Here is a 24,392-nt window from a genome sequence, read left to right on the forward strand (position 1 = left end):
ACCCCCATCTCTCGGCGCACGGCCCGTACGGCCTGCGTCCGCACGGCACCCCCACGCTCACACTGGTACCGTTTCTTGTACCAGTTCCAGGAGGTAGTCGCCATGTCCATCACAGCCAGCGAAGCCCGCCGCCGCCTCTTTCCCCTCATCGAAGAGGTCAACAGTGACCGCAGCGCCATAGAGATCGTCTCCAAGAACGGCAGCGCCTACCTCGTGGCAGCGGAGGAGTACGAGGCGCTCCAGGAAACGGCCTACCTGCTGCGCTCCCCCGCAAACGCCCGTCGGCTCCTTGCCTCCTACCAGGAAGCCATGGAGGGGCGGACCGAGCAGCACGAGCTCATCCGGGACGAGGACGAGGCCGGCCGTTGAAGCTCGCCTTCACCCGGCGGGGCTGGGACGACTACACCCACTGGCAGACCGCCGACCGGCAAATCCTCAAGCGCATCAACAGGCTGATCGAGGACACACTGCGCGATCCCTACGCAGGGATCGGAAAGCCGGAAGCCCTGAAGCACGCGCTCGCGGGCGCATGGTCGCGCCGGATCACCGACGAACACCGCCTGATCTACCTGCCCCGGGCCGCAGAAAGCGAGCTTGTCATCCTTCAGGCTCGCTACCACTACGGCTGACGGCGGCCCCCGGGCGCCACGGGGTCGCGCCCGGGGGCCGCCCGGCGCCCCGTACCGGCTACTTGTCCGAGCCGGGCCACAGGCCGTCCGGGGTCAGGCCCAGCAGGTCGATCGCGTTGCCTCGTACGATGCGGTCCACCACGGCCGGTTCCAGGTGGCCCATCTGTGACTCGCCGACCTCCTTCGACTTCGGCCAGGTCGAGTCCGAGTGCGGGTAGTCCGTCTCGTACAGGACGTTGCCGACTCCGATCGAGTCCAGGTTCTTCAGGCCGAACGCGTCGTCGAAGAAGCAGCCGAAGACGTGCTCGGTGAAGAGTTCGGACGGCGGGCGGTGCACCTTGTCGGCGACGCCGCCCCAGCCCCGGTTCTCCTCCCAGACCACGTCCGCGCGTTCCAGGATGTACGGGATCCAGCCGATCTGCCCCTCCGCGTACATGATTTTCAGGCCGGGGAAGCGTTCGAACTTGCCGCTCATCAGCCAGTCGACCATCGAGAAGCAGCAGTTGGCGAAGGTGATGGTGGAGCCGACCGCGGGCGGGGCGTCCGCCGAGGTGGAGGGCATCTTCGAGGAGGAGCCGATGTGCATGGCGATGACCGTGCCCGTTTCGGCGCAGGCCTCCAGGAAGGGGTCCCACTCGTCGGTGTGGATGGAGGGGAGGCCCAAGTGCGGCGGGATCTCGGAGAAGGCGACGGCGCGCACGCCCCTGGCTGCGTTGCGGCGGACCTCGGCCGCGGCCAGGCGGGCGTCCCAGAGGGGGATGAGGGTGAGGGGGATCAGGCGGCCGTGGGCCTCGGGGCCGCACCACTCCTCCACCATCCAGTCGTTGTAGGCCTGGACTCCCAGCAGGCCCAGTTCGCGGTCCTTGGCCTCGGTGAAGGTCTGGCCGCAGAAGCGCGGGAAGGTGGGGAAGCAGACGGCCGACTGGACGTGGTTGACGTCCATGTCGGCGAGGCGGTCGGGGACCGAGAAGGAGCCGGGGCGCATCTGCTCGTACGTGATGACTTCGAGCTTGATCTCGTCGCGGGAGTAGCCGACCGCCGTGTCCAGGCGGGTGAGCGGGCGGTGCAGGTCCTCGTAGACCCACCAGTCGCCTATCGGGCCCTCGTCGCCCTTCTCGCCCATGACCGGGGCGAACTTGCCGCCCAGGAAGGTCATTTCCTTCAGGGGTGCGCGGACGATGCGCGGTCCCACGTCGCGGAACTTGCGCGGGAGCCGGTCCTGCCAGACGCCGGGGGGCTCCACCGTGTGGTCGTCCACCGAGATGATCTTCGGGAAGCTGTCCATGTGCATCTCCACCCATCTCCCTGCTCGCGTCAGCAATGTCCGTCACGGTACCGCTGATCTGACGATCCGTCAGGTGGGAGTGAGTGCACTTTCTGCGCACGGAATGCGCGCTCCCGCCGCCGAACCTTGAGGTTCCTCTGAGGTTTGTGTACTGACGCGCCCCGTATGGGCAAGGCAGACTGACTAGTGCCGTAAAGGGAAGGTACGGGGCCGAACGACGTTGCTCCGTACCCCGGATCGGCACCATCACCGCAGGACAGCAGGCGCGACGCAGTACGACAGGCGCGACGCAGCATGACAGGCGCGACGCACGACACGGCGCGGCACGGCAAGGGCTCGGCACAGGCGAGGGGGAGTGCGATGGACGACGGCATGCCGGCGGAATCACGGGGAGCCGGGAGCGAGGCCGCCCCGGTCCCCGGGGTCCGCTTCAGCGTGCTCGGACCCGTCCGGGCCTGGCGGGGCGGGGAACCGGTGCCCGCCGGGTCGCCGCAGCAGCGCGCCCTGCTCACGCAGTTGCTGCTGCGCGACGGGCGGACCGCGACCGCCGCCGAGCTGATCGACGGGATCTGGGGCGAGGTGCCGCCGTCGCAGGCGCTGTCGGCGCTGCGTACGTACGCCTCGCGGCTACGCAAGGCGCTCGGCTCCGACGTACTGGTGAGTGAGGCGGGCGGGTACGCGATCCGGCCCGTCGCCGACGCGCTGGACCTGGGTGTGGCACAGGAGTTGGCCGCCGACGCCGAGAAGGCGCGGGCGGCCGGGGAGCGTTGCCGGGCGCGGGAGCTGTACGAGAAGGCGCTCGGGCTGTGGGACGGCGAGGCGCTGGCCTCCGTGCCGGGGCCGTACGCGGAGTCCCAGCGGTTCCGGCTGGAGGAGTGGCGGCTCCAGCTGACCGAGTCGCGGCTCGACCTGGACCTGGAGGTCGGCTGCCACTCGGAGGCCGTACCGGAACTGACCGCGCTGACCGCCGCGCACCCGCTGCGCGAACGGCTGCGCGAGCTCTTGATGCTGGCGCTGTACCGGTGCGGGCGCCAGGCGGAGGCGCTCGCCGTCTACACGGACACCCGCCGCCTGCTCGCGGACGAGCTGGGGGTGGACCCGAGGGCGGAACTGTCCCGGCTCCAGCAGCGAATACTGGAGGCGGACGCGGAGCTGGCACAGCCGGCCGAGTCCGCCAGAGCAGCCGCCCCCGCCGCCGTCCGCCCCGCCCAACTCCCAGCGTCCGTACCGGACTTCACGGGCCGGACCGGTTTCGTACGAGAGCTTGGCGAGCGGCTCGCCAACGCCGAGTCCAGCGTCATGGCGGTGTCCGCCCTCGCGGGCATCGGCGGCGTCGGCAAGACGACCCTCGCGGTGCACGTGGCGCACGCGGCGCGCCCGCACTTCCCGGACGGGCAGCTGTACGTCGACCTCCAGGGCGTGGGCGCGCGCCCCGCGGAACCGGAGACCGTGCTCGGCGCCTTCCTGCGCGCGCTCGGCACCCCGGACGCGGCGATACCCGACTCCCTCGACGAGCGTGCGGCGCTCTACCGCTCCACCCTCGACGGCCGCCGCGTCCTCGTACTCCTCGACAACGCACGGGACGCGGTGCAGGTCAGACCGCTGCTGCCGGGGACGTCGGGCTGCGCCGCGCTGATCACCGCCCGGACCAGGATGGTGGACCTGGCGGGCGCGCAACTGGTCGACCTGGACGTGATGTCGCCGGAGGAGGCGCTCCAGCTCTTCACCCGGATCGTGGGCGAGGAGCGGGTGGCGGCGGAGCGGGAGGCGGCGCTGGACGTGGTCGGCGCGTGCGGCTTCCTGCCGCTGGCCATCCGCATCGCGGCGGCGCGGCTGGCGGCGCGGCGGACCTGGACCGTGACCGTACTGGCGACGAAGCTCGCGGACGAACGGCGGCGGCTGGACGAGCTCCAGGCCGGCGACCTCGCGGTGAAGGCCACCTTCGAGCTCGGCTACGGCCAGCTGGAGCCCGCCCAGGCACGCGCCTTCCGGCTGCTGGGCCTGGCCGACGGCCCGGACATCTCCCTCGCGGCGGCGGCAGCACTGCTCGGACTGCCGGTCCACGACGCGGAGGACCTCCTGGAGGCCCTGGTCGACACCTCCCTGGTGGAATCGGCGGCCCCGGGCCGCTACCGCTTCCACGACCTCGTACGGCTCTACGCGCGTGCGTGCGCGGAACGCGACGAGCAGCCGGTGGAGGAACGGGAACTGGCCCTGTCCCGCCTGCTGGACTTCTACCTCGCGACGGCGGCGGGCGTGTACGCCCTGGAACGCCCCGGCGACCGCCTGGTCGACCACCTGGCACAGACGTCCTACCCGGGCCTGGTCTTCGCGGACCGGCACGCGGGCGAGGACTGGCTGTACTCGGAGGCGGACGCGCTGCTGGCTTGTGCGCATCAGGCGGCGGGGGCGGAGTCCCCGGCCGGGCCCCAGGCACTGCGACGGGCGGCGGACCTGTTGTGGGCAGCACTCGACCTGGGCGAGTCGGGAGCCAACGCCAAGCAGTACGAGTCGACGGCCCGGGTGCTGCTGGCGGCGACCCGGGCGAGCGGGGGGCAACGGGCCCAGGCGCGTGCGCTGGTGGCACTGGCACTCGTGCACCACACCTCGGGAAGGTTCGCGGAAGCGGATCAGAAGGCGGCCGAGGTCTCCCTGCTCAAGCCGGATGCCGAGGACCCCCTGCCGGAATGCTGGGCTTCGAACCTGCGCGGCGCCATGGCGCTCTACCACTCCCGCTACCCGGACGGCGAAAGGCACCTCACCGACGCGATCGCCAGCTTCCGCAGGGCCGGGGACCGGCCGGGCGAGGCCAGCGCCCTGTGCAACCTCTCCCGCAATCACCTCGCGACGGGCCGCACGTCGAGCGCCGTCTCGCTCGCGCGGCAGGGCATCGAGATCTACGAGGCCATGGGCCACGCCCTGCGCGGTGCGAACGCACGCTACGCGCTGGGCATCGCGCTCACCCAGGACGGGCGGTACGAGGAGGCGACGGAGCAACTGGCCGAGAGCCTGGAGGTGTTCCGCGACTGCCGCCAGCGGCTCTGGGAGGGCATGACGCTCTTCCGTCTCGCCGAGGTCGACATGGCGGCAGGCCGTCCCGGCCCCTCGGCCGCCAAGGCCGAACAGGCGCTGACCGTGCTGTACGGGATCGGCGGCGAGTGGCGGCGCGGCAACATCCTCACCCTGCTCGGCCGCGCTCTGCACGAGCTGGACCAACCCGGCCGCGCCGAGGTCTGCTGGCGCGAGGCACTGAGCATCTTCGAGGCCTCGGACCCCTCGGAAGCGGGGGAGGTACATGCCCTGCTCGCCGGCGTGACCCAGCCTGCCGGCTAGGCGACCCGCCCGGCATTCATCGTTTGTTTATCGCCGTACCGCATCGTCGTTCTTGCCGCATCCGTCGCGTCGGGGGGCAGACGGTCGGTAGCGCCACCATCCGCTCGCACACCCATTTTCAGGTTCAGGAGATCCCATGAGCGACGCCAAGAAGCCCGACGCCACGACGCAGGGCGACGTCCACAACACCTCGGAGCCGATCGAGGCCAAGGACGTCCACAACACCTCGGAGCCGGCCAAGACCCAGGGCGACGTCCACAACACCTCGGAGCCGGCCAAGTAGACCGCACCACCGCACGGGGGACACGGGGGCACGGGGAACGGCCGCGGCGGCGCGGAGGGGGAGCCGTCGCGGCCGTCGTGTTTTCCGGGCAGGGGCACACCGCCCGCACCTGCTGCGTACACGTGTCACATACACCTATGGGTTCGGCGCAACCCGCGCGACCGTTCCGCCCTCCTCCCGTACGAGACAGCAGGAACCGGAAGGACCGGAATGACCGCCGCGCACCACCACTCCGCCGCCGCCCCCACCGCCCCGCTCCTCCCCCGCCCCGACCGCAGTACCGCCGGTCTGCGGGCGGCGGTCGCCAGGCTCGCTCCGCAGCAGCTACCGGAGATGGAGCGCCAGATGGAGGAGGCCCTGTCGCTCGCGGCGCGGACGGGGAGCCTCGCCCCGCTGACCCGGTTCCTGGAGCTCTGGGCGGTCACGGTGGAGATAGCCCGTATACCCGCCTCGGCGGAACGCCTGCGCGAGGCGGAGCACACGGCTCGCTCCGTACGGCAGGGCGACCCGGCGTGGCGCACGGCGATGGAGGAGATCCGGGACCTGAGGGCGGCCGCCTGGGCGGCGCTGGACCTGCGCTGAGTCGTGGGCGGGCTCAGCCGGTCCCGTTCCCGGCCCCGGCCCCTGTCCCATTTCTCTCCTGCTCCCTCCCCCGCAGCTCCCCCTTCACCACCTTCCCGCTCGCGTTCCTCGGCAGTTCCGTCACGAAGGCGACCTCTCTCGGGACCTTGTAGTTCGCCATTTCGCGGCGGGACCACGCGATGACGTCGTCCGCGGTGAGGGATCCGGCCCTGCGGACGATGTACGCCTTGCCCACCTCGCCCAGGCGGGGGTCCGGGATGCCGATGACTGCTACGTCGGCTATTTCCGGGTGCAGGCCCAGGAGTTGCTCGATTTCGGCGGGGTACGCGTTGAAGCCGCCGACGATGAACATGTCCTTGATCCGGTCGGTGATGCGGAGGTTGCCCTCCGTGTCCAGGACGCCCACGTCGCCCGTGCGGAGCCAGCCGTCCGGGGTCATGGTGGCGGCGGTGGCGGCCGGGTCCTCGTAGTAGCCCTGCATGACGTGGAAGCCCCGGACCAGGACCTCGCCCGGGGTGCCGGGCGGGGCCGGGGTGCCGTCGGGGGACTCCACGCGGATCTCCGTTTCCGGGATGGCGCGGCCCGAGGTCTGCGCGATGGTCTCGGGGGCGTCGCCCCGGCGGCACATGGAGACGAAGCCGGAGGCTTCCGAGAGGCCGTACGCGGTGAGGACCGTGGCGATGTGGAGTTCGGTGCGCAGGCGCTCGACGAGTTGGAGGGGGACGACCGCGGCGCCCGTGACCACCAGGCGCAGGGCGGTCAGGTCGTGGTGTCCACGGGAGGGGTGGTCCAGGAGGGACTGGTGGAGGGTCGGGGGGCCGGGGAGTACGGAGATGCGCTCGGCGGCGATGTTGGCGAGGACGGTGTCCACGTTGAAGACGGGCTGGGGGATCATCGTCGCGCCGCGCGTGAGGCTCGCGATGATCCCGGCCTTGTAGCCGAAGGTGTGGAAGAACGGGTTGACGATCAGGTAGCGGTCGCCTTCGCGGAGGCCCGCCAGGTCGGCCCAGCAGTCGTAGGCGCGCAGGGTCTGCTCGTGGGTGATCACCGCGCCCTTGGGGCTGCCGGTGGTGCCCGAGGTGTAGATGATGTCCGAGGGGTCAGCCGGGCTGATCTCGGCGGCTCGGGCACGGACCGTACCGGTGCTGACCGATTCGCCGCCCGCGAGGAAGTCCTTCCAGGTCAGGAAGGTGTCCGGGGCCGCGTCGTCGGCCAGGACCACCACGTCCTCAAGGTCGGGGAGGCCGGGCAGCGGCCCCTTCCCCGGGCCTTCGGCGGCCGCTCGGCGCAGGGACGCGACGTACGACGTGCCGAGGAAGGTGCCGGTGACGAAGAGCAGCTTCGCACCGGACCTGCGGCAGACGTACGCGGCCTCCGTGCCCTTGAAGCGGGTGTTGAGGGGCACCAGCACCGCGCCCGCCGTGACCGCGCCGAGCGCCGAGACGATCCAGTCGAGGGTGTTGGGGGCCCAGATGGCGACCCGGTCGCCGCGCTGGACCCCGCGCGACAGACAGGCCGCCGCCGCCCGGTCGACGCGCTCGCCCAGTTCCGCGTACGAGACGCGGGTGCGGCCATCGACCACCGCCTCGCTGTCGCCGTGACCCGCCGCAGCCTGCTGGACCAGCTCCGGGATGGTGTTCCACCGCAACTGGTGCATCCGGCGTGTCTGGTTCGCACTTCGCATCGCAAGCACTCCCTGCCACGTTTTCCTGCCGCGTTACCGCTAGCTGACTAACCGTCAGATTAGCTGTAGCCTGACGCGCTGTCAGCAGTGAGGGATCAGCTCGCGGAGGTGGCACGGAAGCATGCCGGGACTCAAGGACGCGACTGCGATAGTCGGGATCGGGCAGACCGCCTTCGCCAAGAAACTCGCAGAGAGTGAAAAGGAGTTGGCCTGTCGGGCCATTCTCGCCGCGCTCGACGACGCGGGGATCGATCCGTCCGAGGTGGACGGCTTCGCCTCGTACACGATGGAGGAGACGGACGAGGTCGAGGTCGCCAAGGCGGTCGGGACCGGGGATCTCACCTTCTTCTCCAAGGTGGGCTTCGGCGGCGGCGGTTCGTGCGCCACCGTCGCGCACCTCGCCTCCGCCATCGCGACGGGACAGGCGAGCGTCGGCGTCGCGTGGCGTTCCAGGAAACGCGGAAGCGGGCCGAGGCCCTGGCGGAACACGGCTGTTCAGCTCCCCACCCCCGCCCAGTGGACCCGCCCCTTCGGACTGCTGCGTCCGGCCGACGAGATCGGCATGCTGGCCCGCCGCTACATGCACGAGTACGGCGCCACCCGCGACCACCTCTTCAACGTGGCCCTCGCCTGCCGCAACCGGGCGAACCAGAACCCGGCCGCGATGATGTACGAACGCCCGCTGACCCGCGACATGTATATGACCTCGCGCTGGATCAGCGAGCCGCTCTGTCTCTTCGACAACTGCCTTGAGACGGATGGGGCGTTGGCGTGCGTGATCGTCAGCGCGGAGCGCGCCCGCGACTGCCGGCGGAAGCCGGTGTACGTGCACTCGGCCGCCCAGGGGCTGCCCGCGCAGCACCACGGCATGGTCAACTACTGGAACGACGACCCGCTCACCGGCCCCGCCTGGACCGCCGCCCGACACCTCTGGAAACAGGCCGACTTCGGCCCCGAGGACGTCGACGTGGCGCAGATCTACGACGCTTTCACCCCGCTCATCCCGCTCTCCCTTGAGGGGTACGGCTTCTGCGGGCGCGGCGAGGGCGCCGCGTTCACCGAGGGCGGCGCCCTGGAGAGCGGCGGCCGGCTGCCGATCAACACCGGCGGCGGCGGACTCAGCGAGGGCTACGTACACGGCTTCAACCTCATCAACGAGGGCGTGAAGCAACTGCGCGGCACCAGCACCGCCCAGGTCCCCGACGCCGCCACCTGCCTGGTCACGGCGGGCGAGGGCGTCCCCACTTCCGCGCTGCTGCTCAGGAGTTGACCCAGAATGCCGGAGACAGGAACCACGCCCGACGGCCTGCTGATGCCCGTTCAGGACGACGACGGCGCCCCCTTCTGGGAGTACGCCGCCCGCCACGAGCTCCGCGTCCAGTCCTGCGCGGACTGCGGCGAACTCCGCTTCCCGCCCCGCCCGTGCTGCCCGCACTGCCATTCGTTCGCGAGCGAGTGGCGGCTGATGTGCGGCCGGGGCACGATCTGGTCGTACGTGGTCCCCCACCCGCCACTGCTGCCCGCGTACGCCGCCCAGGCCCCGTACAACGCGGTGATCGTGGAGCTGGCGGACGCCCCGCGCATCCGGCTGGTGGGGAACGTGGTGGCGACCCCGGACTCCGCGCTGGGCTCGGTGGCCCCGGAGCGGCTGCGGATCGGGGCGAAGGTGCAGGTGGCCTTCTCCGAGCTGCCGGACGGGACGACGGTGCCACGGTGGCTGCTGGAGCGGCCGTGAGCGGATCGATGAAAGGGCCCGCGAACGTACGCGTCGAGCGGGACAAGGAGTCCGGTGTCGCGGTCGTCACCCTCGACCGCCCCGCGAAGCTCAACGCCATCGACCTGGACACCGCCGCCGAACTCACCTCCATCTGGCGGGAGTTCAGGTACGACGACACCGTCAGGGCGGTGGTCCTGACCGGGGCGGGCGACCGTGCCTTCTGCACCGGCATCGACCGCTCCGTGGACGTCCCGCAGCCCTCCTCCCCGTACTCCGTCGACGATCCGCTCCTCACCGTCGGCCCGAAGGCCAACGACCTCTGGAAGCCGGTGATCGCGGCGGTACGCGGAATGGCGTGCGGTGGAGCGATCTATCTACTGGGCGAATCGGAGTTCGTGGTGGCGGGCGAGAGCGCCACCTTCTTCGACCCGCACACCACCTACGGCATGGTCAGCGCCTACGAGACGGCGCTGCTCGCCCAGCGGATGCCGTACGGGGAGATCGCCCGGATGGCACTGCTCGGCACGGCGGAACGGATGCCGGCGCGACGGGCGTACGAGATCGGTCTCGTATCGGAACTGGCCCCGGACGGCGAGGAGTTGGCTGCCGCACTGCGCTCGGCCGAGATCATCGCCGGGAATCCGACCGAGGCCGTACAGGGGACGGTGCGGGCGGCGTGGGCGACGAAGGAGGCGGCGATGGCGCAGGCGTTCGCGCGGGCGCCGCAGCTGATCGCACTGGGGAACCTGCCTGCGGAGCGGCAGGCGGAGCTGTTCGGGAGACGGGAGCGGGCCGATCGCACGAAGGCGGGCGGCACGGATGCCGATCGCACCTGAAGTTGTTCGCACGGAAGTTGTTCGCACCGCATAGGAACAACTCTCCCCACACCTCCAGTTGTTCTAGTAGTATGCAAACAACTGGAGGTAAGCCATGACCCTGCACATGACTCGGGGGCGCCTGCGTCTCGTCGCGCTGAGCACCGCCCCGTTCGCACTCGCCCTTTTGGCCCATCTCACCGCCTTCCTCGTCTCCCGGGGGCAGCTCCCCGACTACCTGGCCAGCCGTTTCGACATCACGGGCAAGCCGGTCAGCCACCTTTCCGTTCCGGTGGCGGTCCTCGTCGGCACGGCGCTCTTCGCACTGCTCGGCGCACTCGCCGCCATCGTCACCCTCAAGGGGAATCCGGGCGCGTGGAGCGTCCGGGGCATCCGGGGCGCACTGGCCGGGTGCTGGGCCCTGGCGGCCTTCCTCGGCTATCTGCTCACCACGACCACGCTCGTCCAGCGGGGAGTGACCGAGGGCGGCGAGGCACGCTTCCCGCTCTGGCACCTGGCGGTGGCGGCGCTCCTCGCGCTGGTCGCGGCGGTGGTGGGGCTGCTGCTCGGCGGTACGTTCCCGGAGCCCGAAACCCCCGCCGAGCGCGTGACGCGGGCCGGTCGCATCGACCTGGCGGACGGGGAAGTGGCCAGCTGGTCGCAGCGTCTGACCTCGGGCGTCGCCCTGGCGACGGCGGCGGCACCCGCCGTCGCCGGCATCACGTACGGAATCCTGGGCAACTGGCTCGTCGCCGCGCTGTTCCTCGCGCTGGGCGCCCTGCTCCTGCTCTTCGCCTCCACGCACGTGGTCGTGGACCGGCGCGGGCTCACGGTCGCACCGGCGCTGCTGCACCGGCCCGCCCTGCGCATCCCGCTCAAGGGGATGACGGCCGTGGCCACCCGCGACATCCACCCGGTCGCGGACTACGGCGGCTGGGGCTACCGCATCAGGCACAATCGCACGGGGCTCATCGTGCGCTCCGGCGAGGCGATCGTCGTCCGGCGCGCGAACGGCCGGGAGTTCGCGGTCACCGTGGGCGACTCCGCGACGGGCGCCGCCCTGCTCGCCACCCTCATCGAACGCCGCGAGACCCGAGAAAGCCGCTGACCATGCTGTTCAAACTGGACACCGCCTCGTCCGTCCCGCTCGGCGACCAGATCGCCTCCTCGGTACGCGGCGCGATCGCCGACGGCACGGTCGAGCCGGGCGAACGCCTCCCTGCCGCCCGTATGCTCGCCGACTCCCTCGGCATCAACGTCCACACGGTGCTGCGCGGCTACCAGCGCCTCCGCGAGGAGGGCCTGATCGAACTGCGCCGGGGCCGGGGAGCCGTGGTGGTCGACGCCCCGGTCTCCCCGGGACGGGCCCGCCTGCTGGAGCGGATCGGCGAACTGGTGGAGGAGGCAAGAAAGTTGGGCATGCCGGAGGAGGACCTGCTGGCGCTGGTACGGGCGAACCTGGCGGGCTGAGCGGCTGCGGAGCGTGTACGTACGACGAGGGCCCCGGTTCGCGCGCAAGTGGTTGCCGCGAACCGGGGCCCTCGTCGTACGACTTCCCGCTACTCCTCGGTCAGGAGCTGGTGCGGGTCACGTTCTTGACCTCGCAGCGGCCGATCAGGCTCTCGGTCGACTTCTTCACGTACGGGGTGGCGAAGTCGCGGGACTCGGTCTGGCCCGGGGCGACGAACAGGATGCTGCCGCTGCGGGTGCCGACGGTGGAGCCGCTGTTCGTGAACTTCACCGTGAAGCGGTAGGTGTAGGTCTCCGAGGAGCTGCTGTTGGTGGCGGTGATGCGGGTCGTCAGACCGCGCGACGGGTCGTACTTGCAGTCGGCGATGCGCAGGTCGCGGGAGGCGTTGCTGCTGCCGCCGACGCCGGGGACGGAGCCCGTGGTGGAGCCGCCGGACGAGCTGGAGCTGGCGCTGTCCGTACCACCGCTGGTGCTGGAGGAGCTGAAGCCGCCGCTGGACGAGGAGTCGCCGGTGGTGGAGCCGGAGGAGCTGTCGCTGCCACCGCTGGAGCTGGAGCTCGAACTGCTGGAGCCACTGGAACCACTGGAACCGCTGCAGCTGCCGCCGTGCGAGCCACGGGCGCCGGTGAGGGCGACCACTGCGATACCGAAGACTGCCACTGCGCGGACATGGCGGAGCTTCATGCTTCCAACCCCCGTTGGTTTGTTGCGATTTGGGACATTCCGGCAGGAATAAAGATCCCGTAAGGACGAGTGCATGTCACCCTAGCAGCGCCCGCCACATGGCGTGACCCGAACCCCGGGCGTAGCGTCGAAGGTCCGAGTGCCTCGTGTGAGGAGCCCGAGATGATCAGGAATGCCCTGGGTTCGGCCCTCGCCCTCATCGGGGCGACGGCCGCTGTGTGGAGCCCGTTCCAAGCCTGGTACGACGGCCGCCGTGGACGCGACTACCGCATCGGGGATCTCTTCGACGGGATCACAGACGTCAAGGCGGAGCTCGCCGGTTCCCTGCTGCTGCCGTTGGGTTTCGCGGCCCTGGTGGCGGTGGTGGGGGTGCTGCTGCGCTCGCGGCTCGTGGTGGGGGTGGCGGGGCTGGTGGCGCTCGGCTTCACGGTGTTCTGGATGGTGCGGCAGGGGCAGGCGGGAAGCGGGTTGGCGATCAACGCGGACGGGTCCGGGCTGGGCCAGGGTGTCGCGAATGCGCTGGGGGGTGGGGTGCTGATGCTGGTGGGGGCGGCGGTGATGAGGGGCCGCCGCCGCACGCGCCGGGCCGAACGGCAGGCGCCGTACACGCCGGAAGCGCAGGCCGCTCCGTACGCACCGGAGGCACAGGCCGCCCCGTACGCACCGGAAGAGCAGGCTCCGTACGCCTCGGAAGCGCGGGCTCCGTACGCCTCGGATGCCGGAGGCACGCCGTACACCCCGGAACCGGACCTGCCGCCGAACTCGGGTGAGCCGCCGGGCCGGGCCCCGACGCTGGACCGCCCCGGCCCGGACAAGTACCCGTAGCCGCAGGTGGCGGGCCCGGCCACGGCCGGTGGTCAAGGTGCGGGTTGTTCGTGGCTGGCCGCGCAGTTCCCCGCGCCCCTAGGCACCTAGGGGCGCGGGGAACTGCGCGAGCAACCACCCACCGGCCCGCGCGTAAGGACCCCCTGGCCCCGCGGAGCGGTTTAGGTGAAGGGGCGGGGTGGGGCATCGCCCGCCGCAGGCGCGAGACCGGCCCGCGTTTCGGTTACCTGGCCGTGCGGCCCGTCGCCGTGCCCTTTACCGCGTCCAGTGCGTACACGCACCGGTCCTTGCTGCACGCGTACACGATGCCCGCCTCCGCGACCGGCGATCCCGTGATCTCGCCGCCCGTCTTGAGCTTCCAGCGGAGCTGGCCGCCCGCCGCGTCGACGGTGTAGAGGCAGTGGTCCGCGGAGCCGAAGTGGACGCGGCCGTCCGCGACCACGGGGGCGCCGACCACCTCGCCGCCCGCCGCGAACCGCCACTTGGGGGTGCCGGTGACCGCGTCGAGGGTGTAGAGCGCGCTGCCGCTGCCCACGTGGACGTGTCCGGCGGCCACCAGGACGGGTTCGATGGACTGCCGCGACTCGGTGGCGATGCGCCAGCGGTCCTTGCCGTTGGAGGCGTCGAGGGCGTAGACCGTGCCGAGGTAGTCGGCGAGGTAGACGCCGCCGCCGGTGACGGCGGGGCCCGGGGCGAAGGCGGGGGCGGAGAGGAAGACCGCGGGGGCCTCGAAGTGCCAGCGGACGTGGCCCGAGCCCCGGTCGACGGCGAGGACCCGGGTTCCGGCTGAGATGTACACGTAGCCGTCCTCGGCGGGGGTCACCCTGACCGGGACTCCCCCGCAGGAGGCCGCGTCCCCGATCGGGTACGACCAGCGCTCGATGCCGGAGCGTGCGTCCAGCGCCCGCAACCGGGCGTCCTGCCAGACGTAGACGGTGTCCTCGTGGACGTCGGGCCCGGCCTCGGGGGTCTCGAAGTCGGTCTGGGCGCCGGTGAGTTCCCACAGCTTCTGCCCGTTGGAGGCCTCCCAGGCCTGTACGCCGCCGCCGCGCGTGCCGGTGACGACGGTGCCGCGGGCCGCTTTGAGCGAGTACACCCAGGCGTCGGTCTGGAGCCGCCAGCGCTCGGCGCCGTCGGTCGCGTCCAGGGCGTACAGCGTCGGCCCGTCGGAGGCGTGGATACGGCCGCCGGAGACCGCCATCGCCCACGCCACGTCCCGCGTCTTGAACTGGCGGCGGCCGGAGCCCACGTCCAGCGCGTGCACCTCGAAGGAGGTGACGTAGACGAGGTCGCCGGCGACTGCCGGGGTGCCCCACACGTCGTTCGACATCCGGAACCGCCAGGGCCGCCAGCCGGCCGGTGCGGGCCCTTCGGGCGGCACGGGCGGTGCCGCGGGGGCGCCGCCGTGGGCGGGTGGCTGCCCCGGTACGCCGTTCAGGCCGCCGGTCACCCCGGCGGGCGGGCGCACCCACCCGGTGGCGGGGCCCGCCGCCTCGGCGACGGCGGCGGCTGCCGCCGCGCCCTGTCCGTCGGCCACCCGGGGCCCGGGCCCGATCGGCACCTGTGCCCCGGCCAGCCGTACCGGCCCGTCCGCGTACGACGGCGGGGGCGGCGAGTGCGGCGAGGCGTGCCCGGTGCGCGGGTCCGTGGCCCACTCGCAACCGCGCGGCGGCGGATAGGGCGGCGGGCTGTGCGGCGGGCGCGGCGGCGGCGTGGGGTTCCGCCTGGGCTGTACGGGAGCGGGGGCGGGGGCGCGTCCGCCGCCCCTGCGCTCCTCGATCATCGCGTTCGCGCGGGCGGTCAGCCAGGCCGACGCCGTACCGCTGTCGTCGCTGCCGGAGGAGAAGAGGTGCGGGGCGAGCTGTGCCTGGAGGTCGGCGGGGCTGGGCCGCAGCGCGGCCTCCATGCCCATGCAGGAGTCGATCAGCGGGCGGAGCTCGTCCGGCAGTCCTTCCAGGTCGGGGCCTTCGCGCAGCAGCATGAAGACGGTCTCGACCGGGTTCGCCCCGTGGAAGGGCGCGTGCCCGGTGGCGGCGAAGACGAGGGTGGAGCCGAGCGAGAAGATGTCGCTCGCGCCGGTGACGCTGCGGGAGTCCCGCGCCTGCTCGGGCGACATGTAGGCGGGGGTGCCCACGGCGACGTTCGTCATGGTCAGGCGGGTGTTGGAGACGCCTGAGGCGATGCCGAAGTCGATGACGCGCGGTCCGTCCTCGACGACCAGGACGTTGGAGGGCTTGAGGTCGCGGTGGACCAGGCCCGCGCCGTGGATGGACTGGAGGGCCTCGGCGATGCCCGCGGCCAGCCAGCGCACGGCGTTCGCGGGCATCGGCCCGCACTCGTTCACTATTTCTTCGAGCGAGGGGGCGGGTACGTACGCCGTCGCCAGCCAGGGCACCGCCGCGCGCGGGTCGGCGTCGACGACCGCCGCCGTGTAGAAGCCGGAGACCGCGCGGGCCGCCTCGACCTCCCGCGTGAAGCGGACCCGGAACAGCTGGTCCTCGGCGAGCTCCGTACGTACGGTCTTGATCGCCACCCGGCGCCCGGACGCGGACCGCGCCAGATAGACGAGCCCCATCCCGCCGGCTCCGAGCCGCCCCAGGACCTCGAACGGGCCGATCCGTCGCGGATCGTGCTGCGTCAGCTGCTCCACTTGCCTGCCACCTCCCCGTGCACCGGCCGCAACGCACAGCCCTGTGCAGCGTCTCATCCGCTGGGCACCCCCAGCGGTGCGCTCCCCTGATTCTTCCTGTCTCCAGGCGTGGTGGCTAACCCGGGCCGGAATGGAGTGTTTCCCCCCAATTCACTCCTTTTGCTTGATTTACGGCTTCGATGGCGTCGACGGCTTCGGTTCCGCGAGCACCGCGAAGACCGCGCCCTGGTCGTCGACCAGCACCGCCATCCGCCCGAAGGGGGTGTCGAAGGGCGGCTGGTTGATCCGCCCACCGAGCCGCTTGGCCGTCGCCGCCGTCTCGTCGCAGTCCTCGACCAGGAAGTACGAGAGGAAGTGCGCGGGCAGCTCGACCGGGAAGTCCGCCGAGATGACGCTCCGCCCGGCGATCGCGGTGGCCTCCCCCGGCTCGGTCCCGGCGGGCGACCAGACCCGGAAGTCCACCCCGGCCTCGTCGGCCAGGTCGTGCGTGGCGTAGCCGAAGACGTCCTGGTAGAAGGCGTCGACCCGGTCCTTGTCGGCATCGCGCACGAAGACCTCGGTCCAGCAGAACGAGCCGGGCGCCATGGTCAGCTCGAAGCCCTGGTGCGTACCGCCCTGCCAGACGCCGAAGACGGCGCCGCCGGGGTCGGCGATCTGCGCCACGGTGCCGAACGGGCCGACCGCCATCGCGTCCATCACGATCTGCCCGCCGGCCTTCCTGGCCCGGGCGACGACGGAGGCCGCGTCCGGGGTGGCGAGGTAGACGCCCCAGACGGTGGGCATCCGGCCGTCGGCCTTGGGGGCCAGGGCCGCGACGTTCTTCCGGTCCTCGCCCTCGCCCGCGTACGCCTGCGTGTAATAGCCGTACTCCTTGTCGGCCGGGTCGTCGAAGGTCCAGCCGAAGAGCCCGCCGTAGAAGCGCTTGCCCGCCTCGACATCGGGGAGCGACGCGTCGATCCAGCAGGGCACGCCTTCTGCGAATGCGGTCATGGACCGAATCCTTCCCGCTCACGGACATCCCTGCTCGGAGATATCCACCGATGTTGTCCACAGGCTGTTGATAACACTATTGGGGGATGCCGGGGAACGCCCCGTCACATACCGCCATCCGGTACGGACCCCACAAGCGGCCCGGACGGCACCCCATATCCCCACGCACCACTCACAACCGGCCGAACGCAACGACAACTCTGGCCGGAAACCCATTTGCACTCGCCGAATCGCGCTCCGATCACCCCTCGGTAAGCTGACGGCATGACAGGACAAGTACGCACCGTCGACGGCCGCGTGGCCGGTCGACGCGGCCAGGCGACGCGGCAGAAGCTGCTCGACTGCCTCAGTGAAATGCTCAGCTCGTCCCCCTACCGGGACGTCAAAGTCATCGATGTGGCCCGAAAGGCCGGGACTTCGCCCGCGACCTTCTACCAGTACTTCCCCGACGTAGAGGGCGCCGTCCTTGAAATCGCGGAGGAAATGGCAAAGGAGGGCGCCGGGTTGACCGATCTGGTCGCCGGTCGTTCCTGGGTCGGCAAGGCCGGCTGGCAGACCGCCGAGGAACTCGTGGACGGTTTCCTCGACTTCTGGCGGAAGAACGACGCGATCCTGCGGGTCGTCGACCTCGGTGCTGCCGAGGGCGACAAGCGGTTCTACAAGATCCGCATGAAGATCCTGAACTCCGTCACCAACTCCCTTACGGATTCCGTGAAGGAGCTCCAGGCGAAGGGCAAGGTCGACAAGGACATCAGTCCGGCGGCGATGGCAGGCTCGCTGGTCGCGATGCTCGCGGCCGTGGCCTCGCACCAGAAGGGCTTCACCACCTGGGGCGTCAAGCAGGCCGAACTGCGCCCGAACCTGGCGCAGTTGGTCTACCTGGGCATCACCGGGAAGAAGCCCGCGAAGTAGCGGCGACCGCCACAGGTACCCGTACAAAAGCACACGCAGGTACACGCACGTTCACGCACGTACCCGTACCGGACGAACCCCACCAAGTCCTGTCACTCGATGGCGGATCACGCATGTGGTCCGCCATCGGCGTATCCAGGTCAGCGCCGTTCGATGCGGAAGAGCCGGATCTCGCGCTCGATGCGCTGCTGGTACGTGGCGTACGGCGGCCAGAAGCCGAGCACCTCGCGCCACGACCGCGCGCGCTCCTCCCCCGCCAGCAGCCGGGCCCGTACCGGGATGTCGCGGCCCTGCCAGTTGATGCTGGCCTCGGGGTGGGCGAGCAGGTTCGCGGTCCAGGAGGGGTGTCCGGGGCGGCCGAAGTTGGACCCGATCAGGATCCAGGTGCCCTTCTCCGGTTCCGGCATGCAGGCCAGTGGCGTCACCCGGGGGCGACCGCTCTTCGCGCCGCGCGCGGTGAGGACCACGCCGGGCAGCATCCGGGCGCTGAGCAGCACCTTTCCCTTGGTGAGCCGGTGCACGGTGCGGTCCATGGCCGGGATGAGGTGCGGGGCGATCCGCGCGAACGTACGCGTCGAGGACACCTTCCGCATCAGCTTCACACCGGTGCTCGCGCCGGTCGTCGCGGCCATCAGACGGCCTCCGCCCTTGTGTCGCCGCCGAAGATGCCCGCGAGGTCGGCCGCGCGCCCGCGCAGCCGGTGCGCCGGGCCGAACAGCAGCTCGTCGGCCGCAGCCCGCTTGAAGTACAGGTGCGCGTCATGCTCCCAGGTGACGCCGATCCCGCCGTGCAGCTGGATCGCCTCGGACGCGGCGGCGCGCAGTGCCTCAAGCCCCTGGGCGAGGGCGAGTGCTCCGCCGCCCGCCGGGTCCCAGGCGGCGTAGTAGGCGGCCGAGCGGGCCGCCGCGACCTGGACGTACACATCGGCCAGCCGGTGCTTCACCGCCTGGAACGAGCCGATCGCCCGCCCGAACTGCTCGCGCGCCTTCACGTACTCGACGGTCCGCTCCAGCGCCCGGTCGGCGGCCCCGACGGCCTCGGCGGCCAGTACGGCGGCAGCACGGTGCCCGACGGCGACCAGCGCGCCCGCGACGTCCGCGTCCTCGTTCTCGTGCTCTTCGCCGATCAACTCCGCCGCTACGTCACGGAATTGGAGGATCGCCTGCGGCCTGGTCGTGTCCATCGACACCTGCCGCACCCGCGAGAGGGAGGCCGCGTCCGCCGCCCGTACGACGAAGAGCAGGGTCCGGCTGCGCGCGAAGCCGCCGGCGTGCGCGGCGACCAGGAGCAGATCGGCACTGTGCCCGTCGAGCACCTGCTCGGCCTGCCCGTACAGCGCCCAGCCCTCGTCCGTGCGCCGTGCCTGTACGCCGCCGGAGCGCCCGCCGCCCGCCCAGTCGCCGGTGGTGTTGTCGCCGGTCAGGCCGAGTGCCAGGGACAGTACGCCGCCGGGGACGGCGAGCGTGGCGGAGTCCCGGCCCGCGGCGATGCCGGGCAGCAGGGCGGCGCGCTGGCCTTCCGTGCCCAGCGCCTGGATCAGCGGCGCGGCGAGCACCGAGGTGGCGAGCAACGGGGACGGCAGCAGTGCCCGCCCGGTCTCCTCGCAGGCCAGTGCGAGGTCCGCGGAGTCGGCGCCCGCTCCCCCGTAGTCGGCGGGCAGTGCGAGTCCGGGCAGGCCCAGCTCCTCGGCGAGCTGCCGCCAGAGCTCGCGGTCGTACCCCTCGGCGGTCGCTGCGGCGGACTTGACCTCGTCCGGGCCGCAGCGCTTGGTGAGCAGTTCGTGCAGGGTGCGGCGGATCTCGTCCTGTTCCGCGGTGAAGGCGGCGTCCATCTCGTGTGCTCCTCCCCTGATCTGACGGGGCGTCATGCTAGAGCCGGGTTCACTCAAAGCCCATAGCCACGTGCGTACTTGCCTCTTTTGGTGAGCCATATCTGATGTACCGTCAGATTCATGACTGCTTCCCCGCGCAACCTTCCGGGCCGCAAGGTCGCCGTCGTGGGCGTGGCCCTCTCCGACTGCGGCCGGGTGGACGACGCCACCCCCTTCGCCCTGCACGCGCAGGCCGCCCGCCGCGCGCTCGCCGACTCCGGCCTCGACCGGTCCGTGATCGACGGGTTCGCCTCGGCCGGGCTCGGCACGCTCGCCCCGGTCGAGGTCGCCGAGTACCTGGGCCTGCGGCCCCGCTGGGTGGACTCCACCTCGGTGGGCGGCGCCACCTGGGAGGTGATGGCCTCCCATGCGGCGGACGCCATCGCCGCAGGTCACGCGAATGCGGTGCTGCTGGTGTACGGGTCGACGGCCCGTGCGGACATCAAGGCGGGCCGCCGGACGTCGAACCTCTCCTTCGGCTCGCGCGGACCGCTGCAGTTCGAGGTTCCGTACGGGCACACACTGGTCGCCAAGTACGCGATGGCCGCGCGTCGGCACATGCACGAGTACGGCACGACGCTGGAGCAGCTCGCCTCGGTCGCGGTGCAGGCGCGGGCGAACGCGGCGACCAATCCGGACGCGATGTTCCGCGACCCGATCACGGTCGAGGACGTGCTCGACGGGCCGATGATCGCGGACCCCTTCACCAAGCTGCACTGCTGCATCCGCAGCGACGGCGGGTGCGCGGTGCTGCTGGTGGCCGAGGAGTACGTACCGGACACGGCGAAGGCGCCGGTGTGGGTGCTGGGGTCGGGCACTTCGGTGTCGCACACCACGATGTCGGAGTGGGAGGACTTCACGGTGTCCCCGGCTGCGGTGAGCGGCCAACTGGCTTACCGGCAGGCTGGGTTGGGGCCGAGCGATGTGGACGTGGCGCAGATCTACGACGCCTTCACCTACATGACCCTGGTGACGCTGGAGGACCTGGGCTTCTGCGCGAAGGGGGAGGGCGGGGCGTTCGTGGAGAAGGGGCGGCTGCTGCGGGACGGCGAGCTGCCGGTGAACACCGACGGGGGCGGCCTGTCCGCCTGCCATCCCGGGATGCGCGGGCTGTTCCTGCTGGTGGAGGCGGTACGACAGCTCAGGGGCGAGGCGGGCGAGGGGCAGGTACGCAAGGCGGGCGGGCGGCTGCCGGAGGTGGCGGTGGCGTCGGGAACGGGCGGGTGGTTCTGCTCGGCGGGGACGGTGCTGCTGGGGCGGGGGTGAGACGGGACGGGCGAGGCGCAATGGGAGTGAGGCGGGACGGAGTGACGCGGGACGGGGCGGGGGTCACGCTCACACCGAAGGATCTATACAACCGTCATAGACAAGCGTCATAGACACTCGTATAGTCGAGTCATCGGCCGGCGCGCTCCCGCGCCGCAGCCACCGACCCGGCCCTCAGGAGCTTGATATGACGAAGAGCCCGCGCCCCGCCCGCACCGTCCTCATCTCCGGCGCGAGCATTGCCGGACCCGCCCTCGCCCTGTGGCTGCACCGGTACGGATTCGAGGCCACCGTCGTCGAGCGGGCCGCCGAACTCCGGTCCGGCGGGTACAAGGTCGACCTGCGCGGCACGGCCATCGAGGTCTGCAAGCGGATGGGCATCATGGACGAGATCATCGCCAACTCCACGGACATGCAGACCGGTTCCTACGTCGACGGCAACAACAGGACCGTCGGCGAGATGCCGGCCGCGATCTTCGGCGGACGCGCCGGGGACGACGACGAGATCCTGCGCGGCGACCTCGCCCGGATCCTGTACGAGCGGACCCGCGACGACGTCGAGTACCTCTTCGACGACTCGATCGCCTCGCTCACCGAGGACCCGGACGGCGTCCTGGTCACCTTCGAGCGGGCCGCGCCGCGCCGCTTCGACCTGGTGGTCGGCGCGGACGGGATGCACTCGCACACCCGCCGCCTGGTCTTCGGCGACGAGCGGCGGTTCAAGCGCCACCTGGGCGCGTACATCTCGATCTTCACCGCGCCGAACGACCTGGGGCTGGACCGCCACGAGGCGTACCACGCACTCCCCAACAAGCTGGTGTGCGCGTACAGCTCGCGGGGGCAGGACACCGCGAAGAACATGTTCGTCTTCGCCTCGCCCGAGCTGGCCTACGACCACCGGGACACCGCCGCACAGAAGGCCATCCTGACCACCACCTTTGCCAATGACCGGAGTTGGGAGATCCCCAGGCTGCTGACGAACGCCTCGGCAGCCGACGACTTCTACTTCGACGCGATGGGCGTGATCGAGATGGACCGCTGGTCGAAGGGCAGGGTCGTACTGCTCGGCGACGCGGCGCACTGCGCCTCGCCCGCCTCGGGCCAGGGCACCGGGCTCGCCCTGCTCGGCGCGTACCACCTCGCCGGTGAACTCGCGTCTGCGGACGGCGACTTCGCCAAGGCCTTCGCGGCGTACGAGGATCACATGCGGCCGGGCGTCGAGCAGACACAGGCCTTCGCGTCGAAGTTCGTCGGCGAGATGACGATGGACAGCGAGTGGAAGATCCGGCTGCGGCTGCTGATGCTGCGCTCGCTGCCGAAGATGCCGTGGCGGAACTTCATCGCGAAGAAGATCACCGAGGACGTGCAGAAGATGGCGCACATCGTGCCGGTCAAGGAGTACGCGAAGGACTGCGCGGGCGGGCGGGTGGCTGGGGCGGCCGGGCACCGCGCGGCCTGACGGCACGCGATCTGACGGCACGCGGCCTGACAGCACGCGACCTGACGGCACAATCACTCCATGGCTACGACCCACGAGGAATTCCGCGCGCTGCTCCACTCGCTCCGGGTCTGGGACGGCGTACACCTCCCGTCCTTCGACCCGGAGTCCGCCCCCGACTCGCCGCTGCCGCTCTTCCGCGCGTGGCTGCGGGAGGCCGCACAGGCCGGGCAGGCCGAGCCGCACACCATGAGCCTGGCCACCGCCGACGCGGCGGGCCGCCCCTCCGTCCGTACCGTCATGCTGCACGACGCCGACGAGGACGGCTGGCACTTCGGCACCCACAGCACCAGCCGCAAGGGCCGCGAACTGGCCGCCCGCCCGGACGCGGCGCTCGGTTTCTACTGGCCGGTGCAGGGCCGCCAGATCCGGATCGAGGGCCAGGTCAGCTCGGGCACCCCGGCCCAGAGCGCGGCCGATCTGCACGCCCGCTCGACGGGGGCGCTGGCTGCGGCGCTCACCGGGCGGATGAGCGATGTCCTCGGCTCGCGCGAGGAGTTGGCGGCGGCGTCCGACGCGTCCTGGCAGCGGGCGCAGGCCGATCCGACGGCCCTGTCCCCCACCTGGACGGTGTATGCGCTGGCCGCCACGGAGGTCGAGTTCTTCCAGGGTGACGCGCGGCGGCAGCACGTACGTCTGAGGTATCGACGTACGGACACGGACACCGGCTCAGCCACAACCGCCGAAACCGCCGGGACCTGGGTCCGCGACCTGCTCTGGCCGTGACGGCCCGCCCGGCAGCTCCGGGGCTTCCGGGAACACCACCCTGATGGTCAGCCCGCCGCACCGGTGGACCGCTACCCCCTGAGCCGGAACACCGGTACGGCGTACGCCCGCCCCGGGGCGCCGCCCGTCCCGCCCTCGCCCTCCCGGAAGGCCACCTCCAACTCCGCACCCACCCTCACCTCACCTGCCGGATCGTCCCAGTTGACGACCTCGGTCATCATCCGGGGCCCCTCCGCGAGGTCCACGACGGCGGCCACGTACGGCACGCGCTCCCCGAAGGGCGGCAGGTCGTTGCGGTGCACGACCGACCAGGTGTAGAGCACGGCGCGCCCGCTCGCCCGTTCCCAGCTCACGTCCTCGCTCCAGCAGTACGGGCAGAACTCGCGCGGATAGTGGTGCGCGCGGGCGCAGGCCGCGCAGCGGCGGATCAGCAGCTTCCCCTCGGCGGCCGCGTCCCAGTAGGGCCGGGTGAAGGCGTCGATGTCGGGGACGGAGGCATCCGTCTTCGGCGTCATACCCATCGTCATCAGAAGAGTCCGATCGCGTGGTCGAGGGACCAGGTCTGCCAGGACATCGCGAAGAGGGCGACCAGGGAGATCAGCGCCATCATCGCGTTCTGCCCCTGCTCGGCCCAGTCGTGGATCATGAGGACGAGGTAGAGGAGGTTGAGCAGCAGCCCGGCGGCGAGGGCGATCGGCGTGAGGAATCCGACGATCAGCCCGAGCCCGAGGGCGAGTTCGGCGTACACGACGACGTACGCCATCACTTTGGGCCGGGGCGCGACGATACGCTGGAACCCCTTCCCCACCACGGGCCACTTGTGCTTGCCCGCCACATCGGCCGCCCATGCGATGCCGGTGCCGCGCTCGAACCAGCCCTTCTTGTCCTTGTGGCGCCAGCTCTCCAGCCACCACAGCCCCAGTCCGATCCGCAGCACGGCCAGCCACTCCGCACCGCCGAGCCAGATGCTCTGCACAGGACGGCCCCTTCCAGATTTCCGTTTCTGACGGTACGTCAGTTCAACGGACGTGGCGGCAGTACGCAAGAGCCCTGCGGCACGGATGAACGGCGAAACGCCACCACTCCCACCCCTTCCGCCACTCCGCGTGATCAATTCGCAACCCATTCCACCCTTGTCCGAGACCCATCAAGCGACGACGCGGTTACGCTCA

General features: G+C 71.2%; 24 protein-coding genes. 15 read left to right on the forward strand and 9 right to left on the reverse strand.

The genetic code is table 11. From position 1 onward, the window contains the following. The first annotated feature begins 102 nt into the window (after positions 1-102). Both ACZ5PB_RS17140 and ACZ5PB_RS17145 read left to right on the forward strand, forming a co-directional pair. Positions 103-369 (forward strand): type II toxin-antitoxin system Phd/YefM family antitoxin, encoded by a 267-nt coding sequence (locus ACZ5PB_RS17140; RefSeq protein ID WP_468691894.1) that lies wholly within the window; start codon positions 103-105, stop codon positions 367-369. Beyond that, positions 366-629 carry a Txe/YoeB family addiction module toxin gene (locus ACZ5PB_RS17145; RefSeq protein WP_468691896.1) on the forward strand — a complete coding sequence of 88 codons (264 nt, stop codon included), beginning with the start codon at positions 366-368 and terminating at the stop codon, positions 627-629. The genes ACZ5PB_RS17140 and ACZ5PB_RS17145 overlap by 4 nt, the downstream gene beginning before the upstream one ends. Positions 630-687: 58 nt before the next feature. Here the strand turns inward: ACZ5PB_RS17145 and ACZ5PB_RS17150 are convergent, their stop codons facing one another. Continuing rightward, a complete protein-coding gene (locus tag ACZ5PB_RS17150) occupies positions 688-1,914 on the reverse strand; it encodes an amidohydrolase family protein (RefSeq protein ID WP_468691897.1) in 1,227 nt (408 codons plus the stop codon). Between the two features lie 372 nt (positions 1,915-2,286). Here ACZ5PB_RS17150 and afsR point away from each other — a divergent pair, with 372 nt between their 5' ends. The 3 genes from afsR (at position 2,287) to ACZ5PB_RS17165 (ending at position 6,112) form a co-directional block, all read left to right on the forward strand. Continuing rightward, a complete protein-coding gene (afsR, locus tag ACZ5PB_RS17155; RefSeq protein ID WP_468692114.1) occupies positions 2,287-5,247 on the forward strand; it encodes an SARP-family global regulator AfsR in 2,961 nt (986 codons plus the stop codon). Between the two features lie 136 nt (positions 5,248-5,383). Continuing rightward, entirely contained in the window at positions 5,384-5,530 is a 147-nt protein-coding gene (locus ACZ5PB_RS17160) for a hypothetical protein (protein WP_468691899.1), read from the forward strand. A gap of 210 nt (positions 5,531-5,740) precedes the next feature. After that, entirely contained in the window at positions 5,741-6,112 is a 372-nt protein-coding gene (locus tag ACZ5PB_RS17165) for a DUF6247 family protein (protein ID WP_468691901.1), read from the forward strand. A 13-nt stretch (positions 6,113-6,125) separates the two neighbouring features. On the opposite strand, the gene ACZ5PB_RS17170 is transcribed toward ACZ5PB_RS17165, so the two are convergent. Beyond that, positions 6,126-7,796 (reverse strand): FadD3 family acyl-CoA ligase, encoded by a 1,671-nt coding sequence (locus ACZ5PB_RS17170; protein ID WP_468691903.1) that lies wholly within the window; start codon positions 7,794-7,796, stop codon positions 6,126-6,128. Positions 7,797-7,917: 121 nt separating this feature from the next. Between ACZ5PB_RS17170 and ACZ5PB_RS17175 the strand changes: the two genes are divergently transcribed. From ACZ5PB_RS17175 to ACZ5PB_RS17195, 5 genes are all read left to right on the forward strand, one after another. Then, positions 7,918-9,066, forward strand: a complete 1,149-nt coding sequence (locus tag ACZ5PB_RS17175; protein ID WP_468691904.1) for a lipid-transfer protein — start codon at positions 7,918-7,920, stop codon at positions 9,064-9,066. A 6-nt stretch (positions 9,067-9,072) separates the two neighbouring features. Beyond that, positions 9,073-9,531 (forward strand): Zn-ribbon domain-containing OB-fold protein, encoded by a 459-nt coding sequence (locus tag ACZ5PB_RS17180; RefSeq protein ID WP_468691906.1) that lies wholly within the window; start codon positions 9,073-9,075, stop codon positions 9,529-9,531. Positions 9,532-9,539: 8 nt separating this feature from the next. Continuing rightward, positions 9,540-10,349: an enoyl-CoA hydratase/isomerase family protein gene (locus ACZ5PB_RS17185; RefSeq protein ID WP_468692116.1), complete on the forward strand. Its 810-nt coding sequence runs from the start codon at positions 9,540-9,542 to the stop codon at positions 10,347-10,349. Between the two features lie 94 nt (positions 10,350-10,443). Then, entirely contained in the window at positions 10,444-11,436 is a 993-nt protein-coding gene (locus ACZ5PB_RS17190) for a DUF1648 domain-containing protein (RefSeq protein WP_468691907.1), read from the forward strand. A 2-nt stretch (positions 11,437-11,438) separates the two neighbouring features. After that, complete coding sequence (locus ACZ5PB_RS17195) at positions 11,439-11,798, forward strand: GntR family transcriptional regulator (RefSeq protein WP_468691909.1); 360 nt, start codon at positions 11,439-11,441, stop codon at positions 11,796-11,798. A gap of 100 nt (positions 11,799-11,898) precedes the next feature. On the opposite strand, the gene ACZ5PB_RS17200 is transcribed toward ACZ5PB_RS17195, so the two are convergent. Then, complete coding sequence (locus tag ACZ5PB_RS17200) at positions 11,899-12,483, reverse strand: hypothetical protein (RefSeq protein WP_468691911.1); 585 nt, start codon at positions 12,481-12,483, stop codon at positions 11,899-11,901. 162 nt (positions 12,484-12,645) lie between these two features. Here ACZ5PB_RS17200 and ACZ5PB_RS17205 point away from each other — a divergent pair, with 162 nt between their 5' ends. After that, on the forward strand, positions 12,646-13,308 hold the full coding sequence (locus ACZ5PB_RS17205) for a hypothetical protein (RefSeq protein WP_468691913.1): 663 nt from the start codon (positions 12,646-12,648) through the stop codon (positions 13,306-13,308). Between the two features lie 223 nt (positions 13,309-13,531). Here ACZ5PB_RS17205 and afsK read toward each other — a convergent pair whose 3' ends face one another. Then, positions 13,532-16,015 carry a protein serine/threonine kinase AfsK gene (gene afsK, locus ACZ5PB_RS17210; RefSeq protein ID WP_468691915.1) on the reverse strand — a complete coding sequence of 828 codons (2,484 nt, stop codon included), beginning with the start codon at positions 16,013-16,015 and terminating at the stop codon, positions 13,532-13,534. A gap of 111 nt (positions 16,016-16,126) precedes the next feature. Beyond that, positions 16,127-16,948, reverse strand: coding sequence for a VOC family protein (locus tag ACZ5PB_RS17215; protein WP_468691917.1), 822 nt, complete (start codon positions 16,946-16,948; stop codon positions 16,127-16,129). A gap of 264 nt (positions 16,949-17,212) precedes the next feature. Here ACZ5PB_RS17215 and ACZ5PB_RS17220 point away from each other — a divergent pair, with 264 nt between their 5' ends. Then, on the forward strand, positions 17,213-17,860 hold the full coding sequence (locus ACZ5PB_RS17220) for a TetR family transcriptional regulator (RefSeq protein ID WP_468691919.1): 648 nt from the start codon (positions 17,213-17,215) through the stop codon (positions 17,858-17,860). Between the two features lie 140 nt (positions 17,861-18,000). Here ACZ5PB_RS17220 and ACZ5PB_RS17225 read toward each other — a convergent pair whose 3' ends face one another. Further along, positions 18,001-18,492, reverse strand: coding sequence for a nitroreductase family deazaflavin-dependent oxidoreductase (locus ACZ5PB_RS17225; RefSeq protein ID WP_468691920.1), 492 nt, complete (start codon positions 18,490-18,492; stop codon positions 18,001-18,003). After that, a complete protein-coding gene (locus tag ACZ5PB_RS17230; protein WP_468691922.1) occupies positions 18,492-19,691 on the reverse strand; it encodes an acyl-CoA dehydrogenase family protein in 1,200 nt (399 codons plus the stop codon). The genes ACZ5PB_RS17225 and ACZ5PB_RS17230 overlap by 1 nt, the downstream gene beginning before the upstream one ends. A gap of 120 nt (positions 19,692-19,811) precedes the next feature. Between ACZ5PB_RS17230 and ACZ5PB_RS17235 the strand changes: the two genes are divergently transcribed. The 3 genes from ACZ5PB_RS17235 (at position 19,812) to ACZ5PB_RS17245 (ending at position 23,220) form a co-directional block, all read left to right on the forward strand. Beyond that, positions 19,812-20,996: a thiolase C-terminal domain-containing protein gene (locus ACZ5PB_RS17235; RefSeq protein ID WP_468691923.1), complete on the forward strand. Its 1,185-nt coding sequence runs from the start codon at positions 19,812-19,814 to the stop codon at positions 20,994-20,996. A 187-nt stretch (positions 20,997-21,183) separates the two neighbouring features. Next, a complete protein-coding gene (locus ACZ5PB_RS17240; protein ID WP_468691925.1) occupies positions 21,184-22,455 on the forward strand; it encodes an FAD-dependent monooxygenase in 1,272 nt (423 codons plus the stop codon). 60 nt (positions 22,456-22,515) lie between these two features. After that, entirely contained in the window at positions 22,516-23,220 is a 705-nt protein-coding gene (locus ACZ5PB_RS17245; RefSeq protein ID WP_468691928.1) for a pyridoxine/pyridoxamine 5'-phosphate oxidase, read from the forward strand. A gap of 71 nt (positions 23,221-23,291) precedes the next feature. Here the strand turns inward: ACZ5PB_RS17245 and ACZ5PB_RS17250 are convergent, their stop codons facing one another. After that, positions 23,292-23,735: a Zn-ribbon domain-containing OB-fold protein gene (locus ACZ5PB_RS17250; RefSeq protein WP_468691930.1), complete on the reverse strand. Its 444-nt coding sequence runs from the start codon at positions 23,733-23,735 to the stop codon at positions 23,292-23,294. Between the two features lie 11 nt (positions 23,736-23,746). Further along, positions 23,747-24,196, reverse strand: coding sequence for a DoxX family membrane protein (locus ACZ5PB_RS17255; protein ID WP_468691931.1), 450 nt, complete (start codon positions 24,194-24,196; stop codon positions 23,747-23,749). Between the last annotated feature and the right edge of the window lie 196 nt (positions 24,197-24,392).

This window comes from Streptomyces sp. NPDC032721 (assembly GCF_055579625.1).

Bases quoted from the DNA above. Each gene is read 5' to 3' on its own strand.
- ACZ5PB_RS17140 (WP_468691894.1), top strand. From the start codon at position 103: ATGTCCATCACAGCCAGCGAAGCCCGCCGCCGCCTCTTTCCCCTCATC.
- ACZ5PB_RS17150 (WP_468691897.1), bottom strand. From the start codon at position 1,914: ATGGACAGCTTCCCGAAGATCATCTCGGTGGACGACCACACGGTGGAG.
- afsR (WP_468692114.1), top strand. From the start codon at position 2,287: ATGCCGGCGGAATCACGGGGAGCCGGGAGCGAGGCCGCCCCGGTCCCC.
- ACZ5PB_RS17160 (WP_468691899.1), top strand. From the start codon at position 5,384: ATGAGCGACGCCAAGAAGCCCGACGCCACGACGCAGGGCGACGTCCAC.
- ACZ5PB_RS17165 (WP_468691901.1), top strand. From the start codon at position 5,741: ATGACCGCCGCGCACCACCACTCCGCCGCCGCCCCCACCGCCCCGCTC.
- ACZ5PB_RS17170 (WP_468691903.1), bottom strand. From the start codon at position 7,796: ATGCGAAGTGCGAACCAGACACGCCGGATGCACCAGTTGCGGTGGAAC.
- ACZ5PB_RS17175 (WP_468691904.1), top strand. From the start codon at position 7,918: ATGCCGGGACTCAAGGACGCGACTGCGATAGTCGGGATCGGGCAGACC.
- ACZ5PB_RS17180 (WP_468691906.1), top strand. From the start codon at position 9,073: ATGCCGGAGACAGGAACCACGCCCGACGGCCTGCTGATGCCCGTTCAG.
- ACZ5PB_RS17185 (WP_468692116.1), top strand. From the start codon at position 9,540: ATGAAAGGGCCCGCGAACGTACGCGTCGAGCGGGACAAGGAGTCCGGT.
- ACZ5PB_RS17190 (WP_468691907.1), top strand. From the start codon at position 10,444: ATGACCCTGCACATGACTCGGGGGCGCCTGCGTCTCGTCGCGCTGAGC.
- ACZ5PB_RS17195 (WP_468691909.1), top strand. From the start codon at position 11,439: ATGCTGTTCAAACTGGACACCGCCTCGTCCGTCCCGCTCGGCGACCAG.
- ACZ5PB_RS17200 (WP_468691911.1), bottom strand. From the start codon at position 12,483: ATGAAGCTCCGCCATGTCCGCGCAGTGGCAGTCTTCGGTATCGCAGTG.
- ACZ5PB_RS17205 (WP_468691913.1), top strand. From the start codon at position 12,646: ATGATCAGGAATGCCCTGGGTTCGGCCCTCGCCCTCATCGGGGCGACG.
- afsK (WP_468691915.1), bottom strand. From the start codon at position 16,015: ATGAGACGCTGCACAGGGCTGTGCGTTGCGGCCGGTGCACGGGGAGGT.
- ACZ5PB_RS17215 (WP_468691917.1), bottom strand. From the start codon at position 16,948: ATGACCGCATTCGCAGAAGGCGTGCCCTGCTGGATCGACGCGTCGCTC.
- ACZ5PB_RS17220 (WP_468691919.1), top strand. From the start codon at position 17,213: ATGACAGGACAAGTACGCACCGTCGACGGCCGCGTGGCCGGTCGACGC.
- ACZ5PB_RS17225 (WP_468691920.1), bottom strand. From the start codon at position 18,492: ATGGCCGCGACGACCGGCGCGAGCACCGGTGTGAAGCTGATGCGGAAG.
- ACZ5PB_RS17230 (WP_468691922.1), bottom strand. From the start codon at position 19,691: ATGGACGCCGCCTTCACCGCGGAACAGGACGAGATCCGCCGCACCCTG.
- ACZ5PB_RS17235 (WP_468691923.1), top strand. From the start codon at position 19,812: ATGACTGCTTCCCCGCGCAACCTTCCGGGCCGCAAGGTCGCCGTCGTG.
- ACZ5PB_RS17240 (WP_468691925.1), top strand. From the start codon at position 21,184: ATGACGAAGAGCCCGCGCCCCGCCCGCACCGTCCTCATCTCCGGCGCG.
- ACZ5PB_RS17245 (WP_468691928.1), top strand. From the start codon at position 22,516: ATGGCTACGACCCACGAGGAATTCCGCGCGCTGCTCCACTCGCTCCGG.
- ACZ5PB_RS17250 (WP_468691930.1), bottom strand. From the start codon at position 23,735: ATGACGCCGAAGACGGATGCCTCCGTCCCCGACATCGACGCCTTCACC.